Consider the following 24311-nt stretch of genomic DNA (forward strand, 5'->3'; position numbering starts at 1 on the left):
GGGGACCCCGCCACCTCGACCGCGGAACGCGGTCGAGGTCCGGCGCCGGCCGGTCAGCCGAGGGTGGCGGGGTCGGGGCCGAGACGGCGGCCCTCGTCGAGACCGTTGATCGCGGCCATGTCGTCCGGGCTCAGCGCGAAGTCGAAGACCTCGATGTTCTCCTTGATGCGCGACGGCGTCACCGACTTCGGGATCACCACGTTGCCGAGCTGGATGTGCCAGCGCAGCACCACCTGCGCGGCCGTCTTGCCGTACTTCGCGCCGATCTTGGCCAGGACGGGCAGGTCGAGCAGGCCCTTGCCCTGCCCGAGCGGGCTCCACGCCTCGGTGGCGATGCCGCGCTCGGCGTGCAGGCCGCGCAGTTCCCTCTGGGCGAACTGCGGGTGCAGCTCGATCTGGTTCAGCGCGGGGATCACATCGGTCTCGGCCAGCAGGCGCTCCAACGTGCCCACGGTGAAGTTGGACACCCCGATCGCCCGCACCCGCCCGTCGGCGTACAGCTTCTCCAGGGCCTTCCACGTCTCGACGTACCTGTCCTGCCTGGGCGCCGGCCAGTGGATCAGGTACAGGTCGAGGGTCTCCAGGCCGAGCCGCCGCATGCTGGCGTCGAAGGCGCGCAACGCCTCGTCGTAGCCGTGCTGGTCGTTCCAGAGCTTGGTGGTGACGAACAGCTCCTCACGGGGGACGCCCGAGGCGCGCAGGGCGCGGCCGACGCCCTCCTCGTTGCGGTACAGCCTCGCGGTGTCGATGCTGCGGTAGCCGTATTCCAGCGCCGTCGCCACGGCCTTCTCGGCCTCGTCGTCGGCCACCTGCCAGAGACCGAAACCGAGCTGGGGCATCCGCACATTGTTGTTCAAAGTGATGGCGTTCATGCCTCCCATGCTGCCGTAATGCCCCGAGAAGATCCCTTCGGGGTCTGTTCACCGGGTGTTCCCGCCGTCGTCGTGTCGGGCGGCTAGGGTGAGCGCGTCGTGAACGTTTCTTTACGGGGCGTGGAGAACGAGGGACGGCGCCACGCCGCCGAGCAGGGGCAGGCCGTCGCGTGGGTGGAGTCCCCTCTGCAGCTGCTGTGCGTCGTCGAGGCGCACCACGCGGGGCTCCTCGGGACCGTCACCACGGTGGTGCCGCGGGCCGGGCTGCCGGCCCTGCGGCTGACCCGCCGCGAGCTCGAGCGGCTCGGGCTGCCGAAGGGGCTGGAGTTCGCCGAGCCGGCCGAGCGGGTTCCCCGGCCGGCCCGCGTGTGGGCGGTGGGCGACGCCTTCTCCGGGCGCGTCCAGCTCGCCCTCGTCACGTCCCTTCCCGGCCGTACGGTGCTGGTGGACGACGGGCTGGCCACGATCCGGCTGCTCGAGCTGCTGGTCGCGCGTCGTCCGCTGCTGCGGGCCCGCGGGACCCCGGGCCTCGGCCGCAAGGTGCTCGCCGCGGCCGCCGGGTTCCGCCTGCGCACCCGCAGGCCCACGGTGTTCACCGCGCTCCCGGTGCCCGCCGGCCTCGCCGAGGCGGTGGAGGGCACGGGCGCCCGGCTCGTCCGGCACGACTTCGCCTGGCTGCGCGCCCGGCCCGCCGACCGGCCGCCGCAGGAGCGCACCGTCGTGCTCGGCACCTCGCTCGTACGCAACGGGCTCATCCATCGCGACCGCTACCTGCGCTGGCTGGAGCGGATCGACGAGCCCGTCGCGTACTTCCCCCACCGGCGTGAGGATCCCGGGGACCTCGACCGGGTGCGCCGGATCGCCGGGCTGACCGTGTACGACGCCGGGGCGCCCGCCGAGATGACGCTGCGCGACCTGCGGCCGGACCAGCGGGTGCTGAGCCTGCCGTCCACCGCGGTGACCTCGCTGCGCGTCCTGCTGTCGGCCCGGGGCGTACGGGTGGAGACCGTGGACGTGCCGGAGGACTGGTGGACGGCCTCGGCCGCCCCGTCGCTGCGCTCCCACCTCCAGCTCTTCGCGCACCAACCTCATCAGCCCCACACGCACGATCCCGGAAAGGTCGCTCCTTGACCCGTCTGCTCGCCGTGGCCGACTCCGACTCGTATCTCAAGTGGGCCGCGGGCCTGCTCGACGCGACTCCGGAGGACTGGGTCACGGATCTGGCCGTCGTCCGCACTCCCATCACCCCCTCGGCGGCGCAGATCGCGGCCGCCGTGAGCGGCACCCGCGCCGAGGGCGAGGGGCTTCCCCCGGTGCTGCCGGCGCGGCAGCTGCGTCGGGCCGCCGAACGGTTCCGGCCCGACGCCGTGCTGCTGGCCTGCACCGGGCCGGTGGTGGACGCGCTGGCGGCGGAGACGCTGGCCGGGCTGCGGCCCCGGCCGGTGCTGGTGTCGGGGCTGCCCGGGATCTCGGTGCCCGCGACGGAGAAGGCCTGGGTGTTCCGCAGCGGCTGCGACCTGTTCGTCGTGCACAGCGGCCGGGAGGTCGCCGAGTTCTCCGAGATCGGCGCGCGGCTCGGCGGGGGAGGGACGGGGGGAGGGGCGGTGGCGCTGGCCCGCCTGCCCTACCTGGACCTGCTGCCCCGCGAACCGGGCGCGCACCACGCCGGGGGCGTGCGCGACCGCGTCGTGTTCGCCACCCAGGCCAAGGTGCCCAGGCGGCGCGAGGAGCGGGAGCGGATCCTGCTCGCCCTGGCCGCGCTCGGGCGGGCCCGGCCCGACCTGGACGTGGTGGTCAAGCTGCGGGCCCGCGACGACGAGCGGCAGACGCACAACGAACGTCACCACTACGAGCGGCTGTGGACCGCGATGGAGGCCGAGGGCCGGGTGCCCGCGGGCGCCGTGCGCTTCGCCGCAGGCCCGATGCACGAGCACCTGAGTCGCGCCGCCGGGTTCGTCACGGTCAGCTCGACGGCCGCGCTCGAGGCGATCGCCGGGAACGTGCCGCTGCTCGTGCTGTCCGACTTCGGGGTCAGCGCGGAGATGATCAACCTGGTGTTCGAGGGCAGCGGCTGCCTGGGCACGCTCGACGACCTGGCCAAGGCGGACTTCCGGGTGCCGGCCGAGGAGTGGTGCCGGGCCAACTACTTCCACGACTCCTCGGCCAGCGACTGGACCGGCCGCGTCGCCGCGCTGGTCGCCGCGGCCCGCGCGGGGACGCTGGAGCCGGCCCGCTCGCTTCTTGACGGTCCCGAGCACGCCGCCGCCCGCCGCCGTGCCCGGCTGCGCCTGGAGGTGCCGCCCAGGGTCCTGCGGTACGGCTACCGCGCCAAGCGGCGGATGCGCCGCTACCTCAAGGCGTTCTAGCGGGACAGCAGGCGGCGCAGGCGCGCCTGCGGACGGGCCGGCGCGGGGGCCGGGCGTTCGATCAGGCCGAGCGACTCCAGCCTGCGCTTCTTGAAGTAGCGCGCCGGTCCGTGGGCGCCCACGTAGGCCGCCGCGGTCTCGCGCAGGCCGGGGTGGGCCGCGCTCTGCATGCAGTAGCCCACGGCCGCCACCAGGGCGGTGAGGTCGGCGGCGGGCGGCTCGGTGACCGTGCCGTCGGCCTCCAGCCGGGGCAGCGTGGCGTCCACGATCGTCGCCGGGATCCGGTTGCTGTTCTCGTACGGCGTGAGCCGTTCGAGCACGAGATCGGTGCCGGTGGCCGCGACCGGCAGGCCGAACAGCCGCCGCGCGGTCACCAGCGCGGTGGAGAAGCACCCGGCGACCAGCTCGGGGCGGTGCGCGGCGAAGCACGCCTCGGCGGGCGTCGTCTCGGGGGCCACGAGGAGGTCGACGCCCAGCTCCGCGGCGACCGGCCGCAGCTCGCGGGCGTGCCGCCGCCCGGCGGCGGGGTGCGGCTTGAACAGCACGGTCCGGTGGCCGCGCGCCGCGAGTCCGCGCAGCATGCGCTCATGCAGCGCGGCCTCCTCTGCGGCCGTGACCAGGCCGAGCGCGGACAGGTACTGGCCGAGGACGACCGCCTCGGCGCGGGGAGCCTCCTCGGCCGCTTCCCCCACCCGGCCCACCACGCGTGCGAACGACGCGTCCGTCAGGGACTCGGCCGGCACCCCGTGCTCGGCCAGGAGCAGGGGCGTCAGACCCGGGACGAGGTCGAGGTGGAGCAGCCGGGCGATCCGGCCGGCGATCTCCTGGGGGAGCGGGTCGCGGGTCGGCCCGTAGCTCATGAGGCCGTCGGAGTAGACGGTGATCGGGCAGTCCTTGACCAGGCCCGCGAGCGTACGCGACGGGGACACCGCGATCGACTCCAGCACCAGCTCGTCCGGCTCGCCGATCAGGTCGCGCAGCAGGCGGCCGAGCATGGGCGTCTCGATCGAGCGGGGCTTCCAGTCCGACGGGTGCAGCGGCGCGATGATCTCGTTCCAGGACAGGACGCGGTCGAACCTGTCGCGCAGCGCGGCGAACCCCGGCGCCTCGTCCAGCGCCGGGGTGACCTCGGGGATCGCCGCGTTGTTCGACACGAGGAGGACCCGGCCGCCGTCGCGGAACCGCCCCTCGTCGATCGCCGCCGCGAGCGTCATCGCGCCGAACAACGTGGAGGCGTAGAACAGCGTGGAGTCAGGCACGCGGCCCTCCTGTCGTGTGGGGGCCCGGTAGGTAGGAGTCGAGCAGCGCGGCCCGCTCGGGCTCCAGGCCGCCGACGGCCTCGGTGAGCGTCTCGTGGGGCAGCCGGGCGAGCGCCGCCCGCGCCCGCTCGTCGAACCGGGCGCGTACGGCCGGGGTGAACCGGTCGGCCAGCTCCACGTGGTGGGCGAGCAGCGCGCACAGGTTGCGGGCCGCCTTGGGCAGGTAACGCGGCTCGGCCTCGTCGAGCACGATGTCGTAGGCGTCGAAGAAGTGGAGCTGCCGCTCGTCGCCGATCTGCGTGAGCGAGGCCGAGAGCCCGCGCCGGTAGAACACCCCGGCGAGGGAGACCACGGCGTACGACCGGGCCAGGCGGTGCAGCCGCCAGATCCACGGGCGGTCCTCGGCGGTGTGCAGCCCGGCGGGGAAGGTCAGCAGGTCGTCCAGCTCGCGCCGGTAGATCCCCGCCCAGGCGTAGGGGTAGTCGACCATCGTCTTGAAGCCGGCCGGCAGGATGCCGTCGCGCGGGTCCAGCACGACGCCGCGGCGCGGCTGCGGCGCGCGGTGCGTCTCCCGTCTGCGGCCCTCGACCTGGACGTGGTCCACGCGCACGAAGTCGCATCCGAGCCCGTCGATGGCGGCGACGAGGCGGGGCAGGTAGCCGGGCGCGAGCCAGTCGTCGGCGTCGAGGAAGGTGACGTACCGGCCGGCGGCCAGCTTCAGCCCGGCGTTGCGGGCGCCGGCCAGTCCCAGCGGCACCGGGTTGCGGACGACCGTGAGCCCCGGCAGGTCGCGCCGGAAGTCCTCGACGACCTCCGGCGTCGCGTCCGCCGAGCCGTCGTCCACGACGACGACCTCGGTCTCGAACTCGCGCGTCCGGTTGCGCACCAGCGACGTGAGCGCGTCCCCGAGGTACGCCTCGCCGTCCCGGACCGGCACGACCACCGAAAGTGTGATCATGCCGTGACGCGGCGCAGGCGGGTCCGGGGGGCCTCCTCGCCCGGGTAGACGCGCTTCACGCCGTCGCCGAGTGCGGTCTCGATGATGCGGATGTCGCGGACCAGGTGCTCCAGGCCGGTGGGCTCCAGCGAGGCGGCGTGGTCGGAACCCCACATTGCCCGGTCGAGGGTGATGTGCCGCTCGACGGTCACCGCGCCCAGCGTCACGGCGGCGAGCGAGATCTGCAGCCCGCGCTCGTGTCCCGAGTAGCCGACCGGCACGCCGTACCGCTGCTGCAGCGTGGTGATCATGCGGAGGTTGGCCTCCTCCGGCGGGAGCGGGTAGGTGGAGGTGGCGTGCATCATCACCAGGCGCTCGGTGCCGAGGATCTCCACGGCCGCGTCGATCTCCTCGATCGTGGACATGCCGGTGGACAGGATGATCGGCTTGCGGGTGGCGGCCAGCGCGCGCAGCAGTTCGTGGTCGGTCACCGAGGCCGAGGCCACCTTGTGCGCGACGACGTCCATGTCCTCGAGGAACGCCACCGACGGCACGTCCCAGGGCGAGGCGAACCAGTCGACGCCGCGCTCCTCGCAGTACTTGGCGATGTGGGCGTACTCGTCCGCGCCGAACTCGGTGCGGATCTTGTACTCCATGTAGGTCATCTCGCCCCACGGCGTCTGCCGGATCTGGTCGCGCTGCTCGAGCGGCACGCAGATCTCCGGGGTCCGCTTCTGGAACTTGACCGCCTGGCAGCCGGCGTCGGCGGCCACGTCGATGAGCTTGCGGGCGATGTCGACGTCGCCGTTGTGGTTGATGCCGATCTCGCCGATCACGTACACGGGCCGGCCCGGGCCGACCAGCGACCGGCCGATCCGCACCGGCCGCGGCTGCCCGACGTGGCGGGGCACGGTGACGGGCGCGGTGACGGGCGCGGTGACGGGCGCGGTGACGGGCGCGGGGGCGGGGACGGTCTCCAGCGCGGTGGCCGGGCGGGCCGCGAGCACCCGGTCGGACAGCTCGCGCACGGCTCCGGCGCCCCCGGGGGCCGACAGCACGACGCGGGCGGCGGCGCGCACCCGGGGGTGGGCGTCGGGCACCGCGACCGGCCAGCCGACGATCGCCATGCAGGACAGGTCGTTGACGTCGTTGCCGACGTACGCCACCCGCTCGGGAGCCAGGCCCTCGGCGGCCAGCCACTCGCGCAGCGCGACGTCCTTGGCGCCGAGGCCCTGCACCACCGGCACGCCCAGCTTGGCGGCGCGCGCGGCGACGACCGGGTTGCGCTCGGTGGACAGCACGAGCACCTTCACGCCGGCCCGGCGCAGCAACGCGATCCCCATCCCGTCGGAGCGGCTGACCGCGACCATCTCCCGGCCGTCGGAGTCGACGAACGCGCGGTCGTCGGTGTGCACGCCGTCGAAGTCGGTGACGACCGCGTCCACGTCGATCGGCAGCGGCTCGTCCACGAACGGCGCGAGCGCCCGGGCGATCTCCAGGTCCTCGGGGGTGTCGATCTCGACCGCGTGGCGGGCGGGCACCGGCTGGACCGCGACCCTGCCGAAGAAGCGGTGGCCGCGCTCGCGCAGGCCCTCCGCACGCATGACGTAGAACGCGCCGGTCTCGCGGAAGTGGGGCTCGCGGTCCTGGCGGCGCGGGCGCACGGCCGGGTCGTGGTTCACCCCGTGGCCGGCGCCGGTCCAGACGAACTCGTAGGTCTCGGTGCCGGAGAAGACGGAGTCGGCCTCGCCGTCCAGCACCTTCGCGACGGCGGCGTCGAGGTCGCGGGGATCGAGGAACGCGCTGGTGCACTGGACGAGCACGACGATCTCGGGCTCCTCCTCGGACAGCTCCGACAGGGCGTGCAGCACGGCGGACTCGCTGGAGGCGGTCGAGCCGCTGAGATCGGCGGGCCGGCGCACCACCCGGGCGCCCGCGGCCTCGGCCGCCTCGGCGATCCGGTCGTGGTCGGTGCTGACGACCACCTCGTCCACCAGCTCGGCCCGCAGACAGGCGTCCACCGCCCGGGCGACGAGCGGGACGCCGCCCACCTTCTCCAGGTTCTTCAGCGGGACGCCCACGGAGCCTCCACGGGCGGGGACGACGGCCAGCACTCGCACGAGTGACTCCTCTACCTGCGACATCGGGAACCCTGTGACCCGTGGGGGCCGGGGTGTCCCGAAAACTAGCCAGCAGGTCCTCCAGTTGGGGGTTACTGGGCTGAACGACCAGGGGCGCGGTCCTTAACTTTGGGTGTCGCCGGACGGGTCGGCGCCATCGGGGGCGGGATCGCCCGCGGTGTCCGGGGCCAGCGGCAGCGTGATCACGAAACGCACCCCGGGTTCGCCGTCCGTGACGTCCTCGACCCGGATGGAGCCGCCGTGGGCCTCCACCACCTCGCGGGCGATGGCCAGGCCGAGGCCCGTGCCGCCCCGGTCGCGGCTGCGTGCCGCGTCGGTGCGGTAGAACCGCTCGAAGATCCGCTCGCGGTCCGCCTCGGGAATCGGCCGGCCGTCGTTGCGCACGCACAGGACGGCCGCGTCCTCGGTGCGCGCGACCCGCACGCAGACCACCGTCAGCGCGTGCCGCTCGGCGTTGTCGAGCAGGTTCGCCACCACCCGGGCGAGGTGGCGGCGCATGCCCCTGACCGTCACCCCCGGGGTGTTGTGGAGGTGGGTCGGCAGCCGTTCCGGCCGCCGCTCGACCTCGGTGACGACCAGGTGGGACAGGTCGACCTCCTCCCGATCAGTCTCGGGAACCGTGGGGATCCGCGCGAGCAGGAGCAGGTCGGCGACGATGGCCTCCAGGCGCTCGGTGTCGCGCAGCGCGGAGCAGACCGCCTCACAGGTGTCCTCGGGGTGCAGCCGCGCGCTCTCCAGCTGGGCCCGGATCCCGGCGATGGGGGTGAGCAGTTCGTGCGAGGCGTCGGCGGCGAACTGCCGCTGCCGCTGGATCGAGGTGTCCAGCCGGGACAGCGCGTCGTTGGCCGCCTGGGCCAGCCGGGAGAACTCGTCGTCGCCGGGCGGTTCGGGCACCCGGCCGCCGGGGTTCCTCTCGGTGATCTCGGCGAGCTCCGACCGGATCGCCTCCACCGGCCGCAGCGCGCGGCCCGTCACCTTGTAGGCCGTCCAGCCCGCGAGCGCGGTGAGCAGCAGGGCCGCCAGGAGCAGCGCCGGCAGCGTGAAGGACGTGTCGAGGATCGCCGGGGCCGCCCGGCCCGCGTAGACGAGGTCGGAGCCGGGTCCCGGGGAGACCCGCAGCACCGTGATGTAGAGGCAGTCGCGCCCGGCGGGCGAGCAGGCCGTCGTCTGGGTGACCTCGCGGTCGGGGGCCGGGCGTAACGGGCTCAGGCGGGGCACGCCCTTGGCCGCCGCGCTCTCGGCGACGACCCGGCCGTCCGGTCCCGCCACCTCGATCAGGTCGATGTCGTTCCCGCCGGTCGGTACGGGGTTGCGCAGGCGCCCTTCGCGGATCTGCGCGGCGACATAGGTGGCGGTGTCCAGGCTCCGGTCCCAGATGCGGTCGGCGACCAGGTCGCGTACGAGCACGTGCACCACGATCGCGAGCGGGATCAGCAGAATCGCCGCTGTCCCGGTGGCGAGGAGTGCCAGCCGGGCTCGCAGTGACGGGGAGCGCCTGGGGAGGAGCATTACCCGAGGCTACTGATGGTCATCTTTAGGGAAACTCGCGACAGCGAAAAGCTCACCCCAAAGTTGCCAAAAGTCTCTCAATGAGTGCAACCGGGCGCGGGTCTCCGCGCCCGGTTGCACTCCTGCGGGCGTCCCTACGGCCTCCCTACGGTGTCTCGGTGAACACCGCGACCGTGCGGGCGGACACGGTCAGCGTGCCGGTCGCCGAATCCGCCGCCGACTGACGGACCACCGGGTCGTCCGACGCCGCCTGCACGGGGTGCAGCGCGACCCGGGCGCCCTTCAGCGCGGGGACGGCGGGTGCGGCGGTCCTCCCGGTGGCGTTGAACACCACGTAGATCGCCTTGTTCGCGGGATCGACGCCGGTGGCGTCGATGCGCATGACGATCACGCCAGGGGCGCCGGACGGCGGGAAGGAGACCCGCCTGCCGATCTCCGCGGCGGAGCCGAGTGAGAAGGCGGGGGAGGAGTAGCGGATCCGCAGGAACTCGCCGAACCTCGCCCGGGCCGCCCCGATCGCCGCGCAGTCGGGTTTCAGCGCGGGGTCGGCCAGCAGGGGCCGCGCGTACGGCCAGCGCGCCTCGTTGTCCTTCGCGGGCGGCAGGCCGCCGCCGAAGCCGTTGCCCTGGCGGCAGTCCCACAGCAGGCGGTTGAACCAGTCGCCCGAGTCGTAGGAGTTGCGGTCGAGCGACTTCGACCGCAGCCGCTCGCTGCCGGCGTGGACGAACGCGGTGCCCTGGCCGAGCAGGACCGTCGCCAGCGACAGCGACTGCATCCTGACCCGGTCGGCCATCGGGGTGTCCCTGGGCAGCTTGTAGGCGAGCGCGTCGAAGAGCGTCTCGTTGTCGTGGGCGTCCACGTAGGTCACCGTGTCGCCGGGCCCGGCGGCGTACCCCGCGGGGCTGCCGTTGTAGTCGACCTCCGAGCCCTTGACCGGCGTGCCGGACGACCCGGTGAACGTGAAGTCGCGCAGGTTGCCCGCCAGCCCCAGCTTCACCAGGTCCTCGTAGTGCGCGAGCCGGTCGCCCGGCTCGTCGCCCAGCGTGGAGTCGGCCAACCCCGAGCCGAAGCCCCGGACGCCCGGGTCCGCGTCGAACGGCGTGCCGCCGCGCACCGCGTCGCGCAGCCGGTCGCTGAAGGTGCCGATCCCGGTGCCCGCCATATGGGCCTGGGTGGCCTGCTCGAACCGGGCGCCGTCGGCCACCTCGCCGAAGTTCCAGCCCTCGCCGTACAGGATGATCGACTTGCCGTCCACGCCGTCCTTGTCGGGCGTGAGCGCGTCGAGGGCCTTGCGCACGGCCAGGATGTTCGCCTTCGGGTGGTGGCCCATCAGGTCGAACCGGAAGCCGTCGACCTTGTACTCCTTCGCCCAGGTGACGATCGAGTCGACGACGAGCCTGCCCATCATCGCGTGCTCGGGGGCGGTGTTCGCGCAGCAGGTGGAGGTGGCCACCGTGCCGTCGTCCATGAGCCGGTGGTAGTAGCCGGGGACGACGCGGTCGAGCACGCTGGCGGGGTCCTGCCCGGCGGCGTGGGTGTGGTTGTAGACGACGTCCATGACCACGCGCAGGCCCGCGCCGTTGAGCCCCGCGACCATCTCGCGGAACTCCTTGATCCTCCGGTCCGGGTCGGTCGCGTACGAGCCCTCGGGCACCGTGTAGTGCAGCGGGTCGTAGCCCCAGTTGAACGAGTCCTTCGCGGCCGTCTCCGCGACGCACGCCTGCTGCCGGTCGGAGTCCGGCGGCAGCGCGGCAAGGTCGCAGCCGGGCTCGGCGCGATCGGCCTTCCGGTCGGGCACGGTGGCGAAGTCGAAGACCGGCAGCAGGTGGACGTGGGTCAGCCCGTCCTTCGCCAGGCTCCGCAGCTCGGTCATCCCGGCGCTGCCGGTCTCGGTGAACGCCTTGTACGTGCCGCGCTCGGCGGCCGGCACGGTGGCGTCGGAGGCCGAGAAGTCGCGCACGTGCAGCTCGTAGATCGACGCCCGGTCCTGGCGCACCGCCGGGGGCTTCTTCAGCGCCGTCCACCCCTCGGGCCGGAGCGACCGGTCGTCCAGGTCGACGATCCGGCTGCGCCCGGAGCCCGCCGAGACCGACAGGCTGTAGGGGTCGGTGACCTCGTTGGTCACGATCTTCCCGGCGGCCGGGGCGTAGACGGTGACGAGGTAGGTGTAGTACCTGTCCCGCCACGACGCCGGGCCGTCGATCGACCACACGCCCGTCGCGTCGTCCCTGCGCATCCGGTGGACCGTCCTGCGATCGGTGGACGGGCCGTCGTAGAGGGCCAGTTCGACCTTCTGGGCGGTGGGCGCCCAGACCGCGAGCCCGCCGCGGCCGGTGGGGCCGAGCGGGACCTTGGCGGCCCCGGCGTACAGGTCGTCGAGCACGCCCGGGATCTGCACGCCCGTGGCGGTCAGCAGCGCGCCCGAGGGCCCGCGCTCGATCGCCACGACCTGGCCGCGCAGCGCGTCGCGCACGAGGTCGGAGTCGCGCGGGTCCACCTTCAGCGCGCCGTACGCCGCCAGATGCGGCCACGCGGCCTTCTGCGCGTCGGTGAGCCGCCCCGGCGCCAGGCGGATGAGATGGACGTCCCCGGTCAGGTCGCCCTTCTCGTACGCGATGTCGCCCTTGGGGGAGTAGGCCAGCGCGTAGTGGTTCGCCGCGGGGACCTCGCCCTTCCAGGCGACCGTGTCGCGGTCGATCCACTGGGCCGTGGCCTTGGACAGGTCGGCGTCCGCCCCGGTGGCCGCGGGCTGCGGCAGCAGGTATCCGTCCACACCTGACAGTTTCCACACCTCGTGGCCGGTCACGCCGAGGTCCAGCGACTGGTCGGCCTGCTGGTCCTTCTGGTCGCCCTTGTGGATGATCCACCCCAGCGTCTTGGCGTCCTGTCGGAGCGGCACCTCGAAGTACACGCCGAAGGCGTCGGTCCCGGCCGGCTTGAGCGGGTCGCCCCACTCGACCGAGCCGGACGCGTCGCCCCAGAAGTGCAGGCCCCAGCCGTCGTAGTCGCCGTCCGCCCGGTGGTAGTGCAGCACCGCGACGTTCCGCGCCGCCGCCGCGCTGCCGTGGATCGCCGCTTCGCCCGAGTTCACGTACGCGGCGGGCCGCCTGGCCGGCACGAACGACTGGTCGGGCCCGGGGTCCTTCGTGTCGCCCTTGTGGATGATGTAGTTCAGCGGCGCGTCGGCGTTCTTCAGCGGCACCCGCCAGAAGGCCCCGAACGCGTCGGTCCCGTCCGGCGGCCGCGGGGAGGCCCACTCGGTGCCCGCTCCGTCGGCGAGCCCGTCACCCCACAGGTGCAGGCCCCAGCCGTCGTAGGCGCCGTCGGAGCGGCGGTAGTGGACCGTGGCGTACCCCTCGGCGGCGGCCCGGGAGGCGTACGCGTCCGGCCTGCCCTCGACGAGCCACACCTCGCCCGTACGAACCGGGTCGACCATCCGGTCGCCCTGGTCCTTGGTGTCGCCCTTGTGGGTGATCAGGCCGACCTCGGTGGCCCCCGGCTTGAGTTTGAGCCAGGCGAAGCGTCCGAACGCGTCCTCGCCCTCGAAGGCGACCGGCGAGCCCCACTCGACCGTCTGGTCGATGTCGCCCCAGGCGTGCAGCCCCCAGCCGTCGTAGTCGCCGCCGTCGCGCTTGTAGTGGACCACCAGGTGGTCGCGCTTGACCGCGCCCGGCTCCTCTGCCGCGGGCTCAGGCCCGGCCGTCGCGGTCGCCGTGGCGCCCGCGTGGCGGCCCGCCGCGTCCTTGACGACGGCCTTGTAGGTGAGCGGGGTGCCCTCGGGCACGCCGGTGAGGTCGTGGAAGACGCGGTAGGTGTGGCCGTTGGGGGCGTCGTCGGTGCCGAGCACCCGCCACGGCGTGTCCCCGGCCTTGACGGCGAAGGTGACCTGCGCGAACCCGTCGCCTGCCACCTCGGCGGAGATCGCCACCCGCCCGTCGCCGGCCGTGCCGCGCAGCGTCGTGCCGGGCAGCGTGAGGGAGATCTCCGGCGCCCCGGCCGGGGCGGCCAGGGCCCTGTCCGCGCGGTAGACGACGGCCGACAACGGCGGCACGGTCACGGACAGCTTCCCGTCGGCCCCACCGGTGAGCCGTTGCGTCCCACCGTAGACCTGCGTGAACGAGGCGCCGGGGGAGTACGTCGGTATTCGGACGGTCTTCGCCGCCGCGCCGTTGTTGAGCGCCACGACGAACTCGACCCGTTCCTTGGCGGCGATGCGGGAGAACGCGAAGACGTTCCCGCTCGCCAGCCGCACGGTCTGGGCGCCGTCCGCCAGCGCGGGATAGCGGTCGCGCAGCCGCGCCAGCTCGGCGATGGAGGTGTAGAGGGGATGGGTGGTGACGAAGTTGTCGGTCGCGTGGGTGGCGGTGGTGCCGATGAGGTCGTCGTCGAGGTAGTCGGCCGTCTTCGAGGCGAACATCGGCTGCCGGGCGTCCTTGTCGCCTCCGCCGCCGGTGAAGCCCTGCTCGTCGCCGTAGTACACGACCGGCTGGCCGCGGGTCAGGTACATGAGCTGGTGGGCCAGGCGGTCGCGGGCGAGCAACGCGGCGTCGTCGGCCGCGGGGTCGTCCTGCCTGAGGAAGTACCCGATCCGGCCCATGTCGTGGTTGCCGAGGAACGTCGGCAGCGACGAGGCGTTGGAGTCGGCGTCGGTGAAGTAGTCGTCCGCGGCGTACAGCCTGCCGAGGCTCGCGGCGTCGCCGCCGCTCGCGTACGAGCGCGCCGCCTCCTGAAAGCCGAAGTCCAGCGTGGCGTCGAGCGTGCCGGTGGTGGTGTAGCGGCTCTCGAACGCCGGGTCGGAGCTGTAGACCTCGCCGAACATGAAGAACCTGTCGTTGCCGAGCTTGGCGGCGTAGCCGTGCAGGGCGGGCGCGAAGCGCTGCCAGAACTCCATATCGACGTGCTTGGCGGTGTCGATCCGGAAGCCGTCGATGCCGGTCTCCTTGACCCACGTCGTGTAGATGTCGGTCATGCCCTTCACGACCTCGGGCCGCTCGGTCCACAGGTCGTCGAGGCCGGAGAAGTCGCCATACTCGGAGCTCTCCCCGGAGAAGGTCGAGTCACCCCGGTTGTGGTACATCGTCGGGTCGTTCAGCCAGGACGGCACCTTCGACCTGGCCGTCACCACCGGCGTGTACGGGAACGACTCGGCGGTGACCTTCGGGAAGTCGTCGCGCAGGGCGTAGTCGCGGTCGTCGAAGGCCCGGCCGGAGGCGTCCACGTAGGGGTAGGCCGCCTTGCCGCGATAGCCGTACGTCTTCTCCGCGTAGTCGATGAGATCGGCGGTGTGGTTGGTGATGATGTCGAAGAACACCTTCATGCCGCGCTTGTGCGCCTCCTTGACGAGGCTCTTCATCTGCGCGTTGGTGCCGAGATGCGGATCGATCCTGGTGAAGTCGGTGATCCAGTAGCCGTGGTAGCCGGCGCTGGCACCTTCCCCCGTGCCCTGCACGGGCCGGTTCCCGAACGACGGCGTGAGCCAGATGGCCGTGCTGCCCAGGCCCTTGATGTAGTCGAGCTTCCCGATCAGGCCCGCGAGGTCGCCGCCCTGGTAGAAGCCCTTGTCCGCGGGGTCGAAGCCGGTCGTCAGCCGGTCGCCGCTCAGCCCGCCCCGGTCGTTGGAGGGGTCGCCGTTCGCGAACCTGTCGGTCATCGCGAAGTACAGCCGCTCGCGGGACAGGTCGGCGCGGAGGGCGTCGCGGGCGATTTCGGCGTCGGACGGCGCGCCGGCCGCGACGGCGCCCGCCGTGCCCGTCGCGACCGTGTCCGTCGCGACCGTGCCCGTCGCGACGGAGCCTGCCGAAGCCAGGGCCGGCGCCGCCGGGGGAGGCGCCGGGGGGAAGACGATGAGCGCGGCGGCGAGCGCCGCGACGGTGGACAGCGCTGCGGGCACGCGCGTACGCCGGTGCTGGGGGGTCACCATGGCCCGGAAGCTACTGTCGGCCCCCGGCTCGTGCAAGACTTTGCTGCAACTTCCAGAAACATTGCAGCCATTCCGTGACCCACCGCCGTAACAGGCGCGAAACGTGTGTCCGACACTGTTGGTGTCGCACGAGAAGGAGGTGATGGGGATGCTGCTGCGGCTGCGGGTCTCGCTCCCCGACCGGCCCGGGGTGCTCGGCCAGGTGGCGCGCGCGTTCGGGGTCATGGGCGCGGACATCCTGCAGGTCACCGTGCTGGAGCGGCAGGCGGGCCGCGCGGTCGACGACTTCACCGTCTCCTGGTCGGGCGTCTTCGAGCCCGGCGAGCTGCGCGAGCGGATCGGCGTGGTCCCCGGCACGCGGGTGGAGGCCGTGTGGCCGACCCGGGAGGTGCCCGGATCGACCCCCGACTACGACCTGCTCGGCCACGTCGCCGCGGACCCCGACCGGGCGTACGTCACCCTCGTCGACGCGGTGCCCGACCTGGTCAGCGCCGAGTGGGCGGTGGCGGTCGACTCGGCCGACGGCGCGATCGTCCACGGAAGCTGGCAGGCCCCCGAGAACGTGCCCGCGGCCGAGCTCACCCCGCTGCGCGCCTCGGCGTTCGAGGAGGGCGGGCTGCACCTGGCGAGCGTGCCGATGGACGGCGTCCACCTGGTGGTGGCGCGTTCCCAGGGACCGGCGTTCCACCGGGCCGAGCTGGACAAGATCGTCCGCCTGGTGGGGATCGTCTCCGTGCTGGCCGGCGGCGTCAGCCGCACCGCCTGACGGTGGTCCTACCGGCGCGGCGGGTCGATGCGGGTGCCGTCCATGGTGAACAACATGAGCCGGGAGACGTCGACGGCGACCCGGCCGGCGTCGCCCGCGCGCCATACGGGCCGGTTGCCGAGCCTGACGATCAGGTCCGCGCGGCGGTGCGTGCCCGACTGCGAGAGCGCCGGCGGCTCCTCCTCCTCCACAGGGGCCGAGCCGTTCAGCAGGCGGCGCATCATCGACCGCGCCTTGCCGCCGCCCCCCGCGCCGTTCATCTGGCGGCGGTCCGGCGGTTCCGGCACGTTGACGGCCGGGATCCCGGCCTCCAGGTAGGCGAGCCACTCGTGGCCGTGATACTCCAGCGTCCTGACCCGGCCGAAGAAGGTCGGGCCCTCCGTCCGCTCCGGCACCGGCACCAGCCCGTCCGGCCGGATCCCCACGATGATCTGCATGCCGGTGTGCTGCGACACCGCGTACGCCCGTGGATCGGTCCAGGGCATCGTGATCTGATGAGGGCCGAAGTCGAGCATGATGAACTGGTTCTGCGGGGTGCGCACGGTCGCCGCGAGCAGGTTGAGCTGCTGGGAGTTGAGGAACGCGGCGGTGAACGCGGTCGCGGGGTCGTTGTAGACCTGCGCCGGGGTGCCGAGGTCCTGCAGCACGCCCCGGTTCATGATGGCGATGCGGTCGGCCAGGGTGAGTGCCTCGACCTGGTCGTGCGTCACGTAGATGGTGGTGACGCCGAGGGCGCGCACCAGCGACGAGATCTCCATGCGCAGCTCGGTGCGCATGCCGGCGTCCAGATTGGACAGCGGCTCGTCCATCAGGAACAGGGAGGGCTGGCGCACGATCGCGCGGCCCATCGCGACGCGCTGGCGCTGGCCGCCGGAGAGCGTTCCCGGCCGCCGGTCGAGCGTCTCGTCGATGTGCAGTGCGCGCGACAGCTCGACGACCCGCTGCTTGACCATGGTGGGGTCCGCCTTGGCGATCTCCAGCGGGAACGACAGGTTGCCGCGTACCGTCCGGTGGGGATACAGGGCGCCGTTCTGGAAGACCATCGCGACGTCCCGGTCCCGGGGCGCGAGGTGGTTGGCGAGCTGCCCGCCCAGCCACAGGTCGCCGGAGGTGATCTCCTCCAGACCCGCGATCATGCGCAGCAGCGTGGACTTCCCGCAGCCCGACGGCCCGAGCAGGACGAGGAGTTCACCCTCGTCCGCGCGCAGGTTCATGCGGTCGACCGCGAGGTACCCCCCCGGGTAGATCTTCGTCACGTTGTCGAGGACGACGGTGCTCATGCGCGCTCGTTCCTCCCGGGCAGGCACGCCCGGATCCCCAGCCTTCGGTGTGAATGATGAGGTAGTACATCGCGTCGCGGGCACTCGTGTCCATACGTGTCGTGAAAGATCCGCCATCTACGTGCAACTTCTCGTTACTCCTAACTTTCCCCTTGCTAAAGACGGCTGTCAGGGTCGCGCCGTGACCTCCCCGCGCCCCTTTCTGAGGCGTCAAATGTAACGAAATTGCTGAAAGTTTCTGTAAGGCCTTTCATCCCGTTCGCACCCCTGTTACGTTCCGCTCAAATCCCCCTGAGCAAGGAGTGCGACGCAGATGAGGCGAGTCCTCACGTCCGCGGCGGTGGCCGCGGCGCTCGCGTTGGCGGTCACCGCCTGTGGCGACGGTTCCGGCGACGCCGGATCGGCCCCGGCGAAGAGCGCCGCCCCCGCCGAGGTGGCCGGCACGGTCACCTGGTGGGACACCTCGGACGCCACGACCGAGGGCCCGGTCTTCCAGGAGATCATCAAGGACTTCGAGGCCAAGTACCCGAAGATCAAGGTCAACTACGTCAACGTGCCGTTCGCGGATGCGCGGGACAAGTTCAAGACCGCCGCGCAGTCCGGGTCGGGCGCGCCCGACGTGCTGCGCACCGACGTGGGGTGGGTCGCGGAGTTCGCCTCGCTCGGCTACCTCGCGCCGCTCGACGGCACCCCCGCGGTCGACAAGCCCGAGGAGTTCCTGCCCGTCCCGGCCGCCAGCGGCAAGTACAACGGCAAGACGTACGGCGTGCCGCAGGTGACGGACACCCTCGGGCTCCTGTACAACAAGGAACTACTGAAGAAGGCGGGCTACGACGAGCCTCCGGCGACGATGGCCGACCTCAAGAAGGCGGCACTCGACGTCAAGTCGAAGACCGGAGCGGGCGGCCTCGCCCTGAACGTGGACGCCTACTTCCTTCTTCCGTTCATCTACGGCGAGGGCGGCGACTTCGTCGACGTCCAGAACAAGAAGATCACGATCTCGTCCCCGCAGAGCGTGGCGGGGGTGAAGATCGTCGAGGACCTGATCACGTCGGGCGCCGCCGTCAAGCCGGCGCTACAGGACAGCTACACGAACGCCGAGACCGCGTTCAAGGACGGCAAGGTCGCGATGATCTTCAATGGTCCGTGGTCGAACGCCGACAACCTCGGTGGCAAGGTGTTCAAGGACAACCCGGACAACTTCGGCGTCGCGCCGGTCCCGGCCGGCTCGGCGAAGGCGGGCTCGCCCCTGGGCGGCCACGACTACACCGTCTACGCCGGTTCCAAGAACCTCGACGCGTCGTACCTGTTCGTCCAGTTCATGGACAGCGCGGAGAGCCAGGCCAAGATCGCCGGCAAGCTCGGCCTGCTGCCGACCCGCCAGCCCGCCTACAGCGCCTCCGAGGCCACGGCCAACCCGAAGATCGCCCAGTGGCAGAAGCCGATGGAGACGGCCGTCGAGCGTCCCTGGATCCCCGAGGCCGCCTCGCTGTTCCAGCCGCTGGTCGAGGGCTACCAGAAGCTCGCCGGCGGGCAGACGACGACCGAGCCCATGCTCAAGGACGTCGCCACCGCCTACCAGGGCATCCTCAAGGGCTGGAGCCTGTAGGACATGACGGCTGACGTCGTCGCGACGAGAAGGGCCGCGCCCCGTTCCGGGGCGCGGCGCCTCCTGTCGCGTCACTGGTACGCGTGGGCGATGACCGCGCCGGTCGTCATCGTGATGCTGGTGCTGGTCGGCTACCCCCTCGTGCGAGGCGTGTACCTGTCGCTCACCGACGCGACCGAGGGCAACATGGGCCGCACGATCGGGATGAACGTCATCCCGTCCACCTACGAGTTCGTGGGCCTGAAGAACTACGCCGACATCCTCACGTCCTCGGAGTTCCTCGGCCGGCTGGCCTGGACGGTCGTGTGGACGGTCGTGTGCGTCGCCCTGCACGTGGGCATCGGCCTCGGCCTGGCGATGCTGCTGAACCGGCCCATGCGGCTGCGGTCGCTCTACCGGATCCTGCTCGTGCTGCCCTGGGCCGTGCCGGCCTTCGTGTCCGCCTTCATCTGGCGCTACCTGCTGAACGGCGAGTTCGGCGTGGTCAACGCCATGCTCCGTGCCGCGGGGTTCGCCGGGATCAGATGGCTGGACGACCCGTTCTGGGCCAAGGTCTCGGTGATCGCCTGCAACGTGTGGCTGGGCGTGCCGTTCATGATGCTCGCGCTGCTCGGCGGCCTGCAGGCCATCCCGCGCGAGCTGCACGAGGCCGCCGAGGTGGACGGCGCCACGCCGTGGCAGCGCTTCCGTCACATCACGCTGCCGGGCCTGCGCCCGGTGTCGAGCACGGTCGTCCTGCTCGGCACGATCTGGACGTTCAACCAGTTCCCGGTCATCTTCCTGCTGACCAAGGGAGGGCCGGGCGGAGCCACGGAGATCCTCGTGACGTACGCCTACCGCCAGGCGTTCGAGGGCATCAGGAACTACTCGGGCTCCGCCGCCTGGGGCATGGTGATCCTCGCGCTGCTCGTCGTGATGGCCACGGTCTACCGGCGCGCGCTCAGGCAGCAGGGGGAGGCATGGTGACCCAGGCCGCCGGCCAGGCGCGGCCCAGGGCGCGGGGCCGCGACTCGCGCAGCCCCGGCAGGTCGATCGCCCTGCACCTCACGCTGATCGCGGCGAGCATCGTGTCGGTGTTCCCGGTCGCGTGGCTGGTGCTGACCTCGCTCAAGCCGCGGACGGTCATCGAGACCGCCTCGGTCGCGCCGATCGACCACCCCACGCTCGCCAACTACACGCAGGTCCTGGGGGAGACCCGGTTCCTGACGTGGGCCGCCAACTCCGTCATCGTCTCGCTCCTCACGGCCGTGCTCGGCGTGCTGCTGTCGGCGACCACCGGCTACGCGGTCTCCCGCTTCCGCTTCCCGGGCTTCCGCTCGGTGATGTGGATGCTGCTGATCACGCAGATGTTCCCCGTGGCGATCCTGATCGTGCCGATCTACAACCTGATGGCCGGTCTCGGGCTGATCAACCAGTTCCCGTCCCTCGTCATCGCCTACCTCACCTCCACCGTGCCGTTCTGCGCGTGGATGATGAAGGGCTACTTCGACACCGTCCCCGTGACGATCGACGAGGCGGGCCGGGTGGACGGACTGTCCCCCTTCGGCACGTTCTGGCGGCTCATCCTGCCGCTGGCCAAGCCCGGCCTGGCCGTGGCCGCGTTCTACTCGTTCATCACCGCCTGGGCGGAGGTCGCGTACGCGACCGCGTTCATGACCGGCGACGACAAGTACACGCTCGCGGTCGGCCTGAGCCAGTTCGTCGGCCAGCACAAGGCGGAGTGGGGCCTGCTGACGGCCTCGTCGGTGCTGATCGCCATCCCGGCGGCCGTCGTCTTCCTGCTCGTCCAGCGCCACCTCGTCACCGGCCTGACGGCCGGCGCGACGAAGGCGTGACCCTATATGAGAATCGGGGGATCCCAATGACCGAACTCGCCGTCCAGCCGTCCGCGGTCGCGACCCGGTGGTGGCGCGACGCGGTGATCTACCAGGTGTACGTCCGCAGCTTCGCGGACGGCAACGGCGACGGGATCGGCGACCTGCTCGGCGTGCGCAGCCGCCTGCGGTACCTGTCCGACCTCGGCGTGGACGCGATCTGGCTGACGCCGTTCTACCCCTCGCCGATGGCCGACTTCGGGTACGACGTGGCCGACTACCGCGACGTCGATCCGCTCTTCGGCTCGCTGGCGGACGCGCAGGCGCTGATCGCGGACGCCCACCGGCTGGGCCTGCGGGTCATCGTGGACGTGGTGCCCAACCACACCTCCGACCGCCACCCCTGGTTCGAGGCGGCGCTGCGGGCCGGGCCGGGCAGCCCCGAGCGGGAGCGCTACATCTTCCGCGAGGGCAAGGGCGCGGCGGGCGAGCTGCCGCCCAACGACTGGGAGTCGATCTTCGGCGGTCCCGCCTGGACCCGGGTCGAGGACGGCCAGTGGTACCTGCACCTGTTCGCCCCCGAGCAGCCGGACCTCAACTGGGAGCACCCGGAGGTGCACGAGGAGTTCGCCGACGTGCTGCGGTTCTGGCTGGACCTCGGCGTGGACGGCTTCCGGATCGACGTGGCGCACGGCATGGTCAAGGCGCCCGGCCTGCCCGACGTGGGCGCCCGGGGCCAGGCCGAGATGATCGGCGCGCAGGTCGTGCCGTTCTTCGACCAGGACGGCGTGCACGAGATCCACCGGGCCTGGCGCCGCATCCTCGACTCCTACGAGGGCGAGCGGATCGGGGTGGCCGAGGCGTGGGCGCCCTCGCCCGAGCGGCTGGCCAACTACGTCCGCCCCGACGAGCTGCACCAGGCGTTCAACTTCCACTTCCTCAAGACGCCGTGGGACGCGGGGCGCTTCCGGGAGGTCATCGACGAGTCGGTGCGCACGTCGGCGCTGGTGGGCGCGCCTCCGACCTGGGTGCTGTCCAACCACGATGTCAAGCGGCACGTCACCCGCTACGGCGGCGGCGAGCGCGGCCTGCGCAGGGCGCGGGCGGCGGCGCTGCTCATGCTGGCGCTGCCCGGATCGGCCTACGTCTACCAGGGCGAGGAGCTGGGGCTGCCCGAGGTGCTCGACCTGCCGGAGCAGTACCTGCAGGACCCGCAGCGGCTGCGCGACCCCGACAGCGGGCGCGACGGCTGCCGGGTGCCGCTCCCGTGGACCGCCGCGGGCGAGCCGCCGTACGGCTTCACCCCGCCGGGCACCTACGAGAGCTGGCTGCCGATGCCGGCCGACTGGCGCGACCTGTCGGTGGAGGCGCAGCAGCGGGACGGCGCGTCGACGCTCAGCCTCTACCGGACCGCCCTCGCCCTCAGGCGGGAGCACCCCGAGCTGGGCGACGGCACCCTGACCTGGATCGACAGCCCGGCCGGCACGCTGGCGTTCCGGCGCGGCGACTCGTTCGTCTGCGTGCTCAACATGACGCCGGAGTGGGTGGAGATCGGCCCCGAGTACGGCGCGGGCCAGGGATACGGCGACCTGCTGCTGGCCAGCGGAGGACCGGAGAGCGCCGGCGACGTCGTCCGGCTCGCTCCGGACTCCGCCACCTGGTGGACCGCCAGAGATGTCTAAAGTAATGCTCATGAACAACACACGGCTCGCCGACATCGCCGCCCAGGCCGGAGTCAGCGAGGCGACGGTGAGCCGTGTGCTCAACGGCAAGGCGGGGGTCTCCCCGGCCACCCGCCAGGCCGTGCTCACCGCCCTCGACCTGATGGGCTACGAGCGGCCCCAGCGGCTGCGCCAGCGCAGCAACGGCCTGATCGGCCTGGTGATCCCGGAGCTCGGCAACCCGATCTTCCCGGCGTTCGCGCAGGCGATGGAGAAGTCGCTGATCCAGCACGGCTACACGCCGATCCTGTGCACGCAGGAGCCCGGCGGCGCCCCCGAGGACGAGTTCACCGAGATGCTCCTCGACCGGGGCGTGTCCGGCATCGTCTTCGTCTCCGGCCTGCACGCCGACACCACCGCGCGGATGGACCGCTACACCCGGCTCACCGACCGCGGGCTGCCGATCGTGCTGGTCGACGGCTACAACGAGGCCATCCCCGCGCCGTTCATCTCGCCCGACGACCGGCTCGCCGCGCGCCTGGCCGTGCAGCACCTGGTGGACCTCGGGCACGAGCGCATCGGCCTCGCACTGGGGCAGCGGCGCTTCGTCCCGGTCATCCGCAAGATCGAGGGCTTCCGTCAGGCGATGGCGCAGTTGCTCGGCCCGGCCGACGTCGAGGACCTCATCCAGCACTCGCTGTTCTCCGTCGAGGGCGGGCAGGCCGCCGCCGCGGCGCTGCTCGACCGCGGCTGCACCGGGATCTTCTGCGCGAGCGACCTCATGGCGCTCGGCGCGATCCGCGCCGCCCGCGAGCGCGGGCTGTCGGTGCCCGGGGACGTGTCGGTCGTCGGGTTCGACGACTCGCCGCTGATGGCGTTCACCGACCCGCCGCTGACGACCGTGCGCAAGCCGATCGGCGCCATGGCGGCCGCCGCCGCCGAGACCCTGCTCGAGGAGATCGGCGGCACTCCCGCCAAGCACGTCGAGCTGGTCTACCAGCCCGAGCTCGTGGTGCGCGGCTCCACCAGCTCGGGCCCGCTGGTCAACCGCTGAGTCCCGCCACTGCCGCCTGAGTCCTGCCAGCTGAGTCCTGCCGCCTGAGTCCTGCCGCGGCCGCCCGTCGCGGCGTGGAGCGCCCGGTGCGGGTCCGCCGCACCAAGAGGCCGGTCCCGGCCTGCCCGCGCCGGCCTGATCGCCTTTCACCCCTGTTCCGGCGCGTGTGCGAGGTCACCGCGCCGGACCCTCATGACGTCCTCAGGAGCGTTGCGAATGACCGATCACCCCTTCGACGTCCTGGTCGTCGGCGGCGCCGGCGTCGACACGACCGTCTACGTGCCCGAACTGCCCCTGCCGTACGCCGACACCTACGCCGTGCCGCCCGTCGTGGACCGGATCGGCAACACCGGCGCGGGAGTCGCGCTCGGCTGCCACGCCCTCGGCCTGCGCGTGAAGTTCGTCGACCTCATCGGCGACGACCCGCAGGGCGCGCTGATCCGCGACCACCTCGCCGCGCGCGGCGTGGACTTCGCCCACGCCCCGTCGGAGGCGGGCACCCGCCGCAGTGTCCTGCTCGTGGGCCCGGACGGCAGGCGCCTGTCGCTCTTCGACCCCCGGGTCGTCCCCGGCCAGCGGATGCCCCGCGACCTCTACCTGCCGGCCCTCCGGTCGGCCCGGCACGTCCACGTCTCGATCGTGGACTTCGCCCGGCACGTTTACGCCGACATCCCGGACGGCACGACGGTCTCGACCGACCTGCACGACTGGGACGGCGAGAACCCGCACCACGAGGACTTCGCCTACTCCTCCGACGTGGTCTTCCTGTCCGCGGCCAAGCTCGGCGGGCGGCATGAGGAGGTAATGCGGGCGATCGCGGAGCGGGGCCGCGCGTCGGTGGTCGTGTGCACGGCCGGGGCCGAGGGCTGCCACGTGCTGGCCGAAGGGAAGGTCCGCAGCTTCCCGGCCGAGCCGCTGCCCGGCCCTGTGGCCGACAGCAACGGCGCCGGCGACGCGTTCGTGTCCGGCTTCCTGTACGGCCGCCTGGCCGGCCGGCCCCTGGAGGAGTGCGTACGGCTGGGCGCGGTGGCCGGGGCGCACGCGTGCACGTCGGAGGGCACGCACGAGGACCCGATCGGCCTGGACGCCCTGCTGGGCACGGTGTCGTGAGACCGGGCGCTGT

At 72.3% G+C, this 24311-nt stretch carries 16 protein-coding genes; 9 read left to right on the plus strand and 7 right to left on the minus strand.

Going from position 1 to position 24311, the window contains the following annotated elements:
* Positions 1 to 53: 53 nt before the first annotated feature.
* Complete coding sequence (locus FLW16_RS22230) at positions 54 to 872, minus strand: aldo/keto reductase (protein ID WP_142562031.1); 819 nt, start codon at positions 870 to 872, stop codon at positions 54 to 56.
* Positions 873 to 971: 99 nt separating this feature from the next.
* On the opposite strand from FLW16_RS22230, the gene FLW16_RS22235 reads away from it, so the two are divergent.
* Both FLW16_RS22235 and FLW16_RS22240 read left to right on the plus strand, forming a co-directional pair.
* Positions 972 to 2003 (plus strand): hypothetical protein, encoded by a 1032-nt coding sequence (locus FLW16_RS22235; RefSeq protein WP_185949551.1) that lies wholly within the window; start codon positions 972 to 974, stop codon positions 2001 to 2003.
* Entirely contained in the window at positions 2000 to 3238 is a 1239-nt protein-coding gene (locus FLW16_RS22240) for a DUF6716 putative glycosyltransferase (RefSeq protein ID WP_142562032.1), read from the plus strand. Before FLW16_RS22235 ends, FLW16_RS22240 begins: the two co-directional genes overlap by 4 nt.
* Here FLW16_RS22240 and FLW16_RS22245 read toward each other — a convergent pair.
* The 5 genes from FLW16_RS22245 to pulA all read right to left on the minus strand — a co-directional run bounded on the left by FLW16_RS22245 (position 3235) and on the right by pulA (position 15004).
* A complete protein-coding gene (locus FLW16_RS22245) occupies positions 3235 to 4497 on the minus strand; it encodes an alpha-2,8-polysialyltransferase family protein (protein ID WP_260615468.1) in 1263 nt (420 codons plus the stop codon). The genes FLW16_RS22240 and FLW16_RS22245 overlap by 4 nt on opposite strands.
* Positions 4490 to 5455 (minus strand): glycosyltransferase family 2 protein, encoded by a 966-nt coding sequence (locus FLW16_RS22250; protein ID WP_142562033.1) that lies wholly within the window; start codon positions 5453 to 5455, stop codon positions 4490 to 4492. Before FLW16_RS22250 ends, FLW16_RS22245 begins: the two co-directional genes overlap by 8 nt.
* Positions 5452 to 7554: an N-acetylneuraminate synthase family protein gene (locus FLW16_RS22255; RefSeq protein WP_260615469.1), complete on the minus strand. Its 2103-nt coding sequence runs from the start codon at positions 7552 to 7554 to the stop codon at positions 5452 to 5454. The genes FLW16_RS22250 and FLW16_RS22255 overlap by 4 nt, the downstream gene beginning before the upstream one ends.
* 123 nt (positions 7555 to 7677) lie before the next feature.
* Positions 7678 to 9084 (minus strand): cell wall metabolism sensor histidine kinase WalK, encoded by a 1407-nt coding sequence (locus tag FLW16_RS22260; protein WP_142562035.1) that lies wholly within the window; start codon positions 9082 to 9084, stop codon positions 7678 to 7680.
* Between the two features lie 145 nt (positions 9085 to 9229).
* Complete coding sequence (gene pulA / locus FLW16_RS22265) at positions 9230 to 15004, minus strand: pullulanase-type alpha-1,6-glucosidase (protein ID WP_142562036.1); 5775 nt, start codon at positions 15002 to 15004, stop codon at positions 9230 to 9232.
* A gap of 121 nt (positions 15005 to 15125) precedes the next feature.
* Between pulA and FLW16_RS22270 the strand changes: the two genes are divergently transcribed.
* On the plus strand, positions 15126 to 15770 hold the full coding sequence (locus FLW16_RS22270; RefSeq protein ID WP_260615471.1) for an amino acid-binding protein: 645 nt from the start codon (positions 15126 to 15128) through the stop codon (positions 15768 to 15770).
* Positions 15771 to 15778: 8 nt separating this feature from the next.
* Here the strand turns inward: FLW16_RS22270 and FLW16_RS22275 are convergent, their stop codons facing one another.
* On the minus strand, positions 15779 to 17050 hold the full coding sequence (locus tag FLW16_RS22275) for an ABC transporter ATP-binding protein (protein WP_142562037.1): 1272 nt from the start codon (positions 17048 to 17050) through the stop codon (positions 15779 to 15781).
* A gap of 313 nt (positions 17051 to 17363) precedes the next feature.
* Here FLW16_RS22275 and FLW16_RS22280 point away from each other — a divergent pair, with 313 nt between their 5' ends.
* The 6 genes from FLW16_RS22280 to FLW16_RS22305 all read left to right on the plus strand — a co-directional run bounded on the left by FLW16_RS22280 (position 17364) and on the right by FLW16_RS22305 (position 24298).
* Positions 17364 to 18659, plus strand: coding sequence for an extracellular solute-binding protein (locus tag FLW16_RS22280; RefSeq protein WP_142562038.1), 1296 nt, complete (start codon positions 17364 to 17366; stop codon positions 18657 to 18659).
* 3 nt (positions 18660 to 18662) lie between these two features.
* Positions 18663 to 19625 carry a carbohydrate ABC transporter permease gene (locus tag FLW16_RS22285; RefSeq protein ID WP_142562039.1) on the plus strand — a complete coding sequence of 321 codons (963 nt, stop codon included), beginning with the start codon at positions 18663 to 18665 and terminating at the stop codon, positions 19623 to 19625.
* Positions 19619 to 20494, plus strand: coding sequence for a sugar ABC transporter permease (locus FLW16_RS22290; RefSeq protein ID WP_142562040.1), 876 nt, complete (start codon positions 19619 to 19621; stop codon positions 20492 to 20494). Before FLW16_RS22285 ends, FLW16_RS22290 begins: the two co-directional genes overlap by 7 nt.
* Positions 20495 to 20520: 26 nt before the next feature.
* Positions 20521 to 22155 (plus strand): glycoside hydrolase family 13 protein, encoded by a 1635-nt coding sequence (locus FLW16_RS22295; protein WP_142562041.1) that lies wholly within the window; start codon positions 20521 to 20523, stop codon positions 22153 to 22155.
* A 10-nt stretch (positions 22156 to 22165) separates the two neighbouring features.
* A complete protein-coding gene (locus FLW16_RS22300) occupies positions 22166 to 23188 on the plus strand; it encodes a LacI family DNA-binding transcriptional regulator (RefSeq protein ID WP_185949552.1) in 1023 nt (340 codons plus the stop codon).
* A 216-nt stretch (positions 23189 to 23404) separates the two neighbouring features.
* Positions 23405 to 24298 carry a carbohydrate kinase family protein gene (locus tag FLW16_RS22305; protein WP_221891219.1) on the plus strand — a complete coding sequence of 298 codons (894 nt, stop codon included), beginning with the start codon at positions 23405 to 23407 and terminating at the stop codon, positions 24296 to 24298.
* The last annotated feature ends 13 nt before the right edge of the window (positions 24299 to 24311 follow it).

Origin of the sequence: Microbispora sp. KK1-11, from assembly GCF_006874435.1 — a bacterium.
Taxonomy (GTDB): Bacteria; Actinomycetota; Actinomycetes; order Streptosporangiales; family Streptosporangiaceae; genus Microbispora; species Microbispora catharanthi.

What these genes read in the sequence shown, in the direction of transcription:
- FLW16_RS22275 (WP_142562037.1), bottom strand. Translation starts at nt 17,050, where the DNA reads ATGAGCACCGTCGTCCTCGACAACGTGACGAAGATCTACCCGGGGGGG.
- FLW16_RS22260 (WP_142562035.1), bottom strand. Translation starts at nt 9,084, where the DNA reads ATGCTCCTCCCCAGGCGCTCCCCGTCACTGCGAGCCCGGCTGGCACTC.
- FLW16_RS22285 (WP_142562039.1), top strand. Translation starts at nt 18,663, where the DNA reads ATGACGGCTGACGTCGTCGCGACGAGAAGGGCCGCGCCCCGTTCCGGG.
- FLW16_RS22250 (WP_142562033.1), bottom strand. Translation starts at nt 5,455, where the DNA reads ATGATCACACTTTCGGTGGTCGTGCCGGTCCGGGACGGCGAGGCGTAC.
- FLW16_RS22300 (WP_185949552.1), top strand. Translation starts at nt 22,166, where the DNA reads ATGAACAACACACGGCTCGCCGACATCGCCGCCCAGGCCGGAGTCAGC.
- FLW16_RS22230 (WP_142562031.1), bottom strand. Translation starts at nt 872, where the DNA reads ATGAACGCCATCACTTTGAACAACAATGTGCGGATGCCCCAGCTCGGT.
- pulA (WP_142562036.1), bottom strand. Translation starts at nt 15,004, where the DNA reads ATGGTGACCCCCCAGCACCGGCGTACGCGCGTGCCCGCAGCGCTGTCC.
- FLW16_RS22280 (WP_142562038.1), top strand. Translation starts at nt 17,364, where the DNA reads ATGAGGCGAGTCCTCACGTCCGCGGCGGTGGCCGCGGCGCTCGCGTTG.
- FLW16_RS22305 (WP_221891219.1), top strand. Translation starts at nt 23,405, where the DNA reads ATGACCGATCACCCCTTCGACGTCCTGGTCGTCGGCGGCGCCGGCGTC.
- FLW16_RS22295 (WP_142562041.1), top strand. Translation starts at nt 20,521, where the DNA reads ATGACCGAACTCGCCGTCCAGCCGTCCGCGGTCGCGACCCGGTGGTGG.
- FLW16_RS22290 (WP_142562040.1), top strand. Translation starts at nt 19,619, where the DNA reads ATGGTGACCCAGGCCGCCGGCCAGGCGCGGCCCAGGGCGCGGGGCCGC.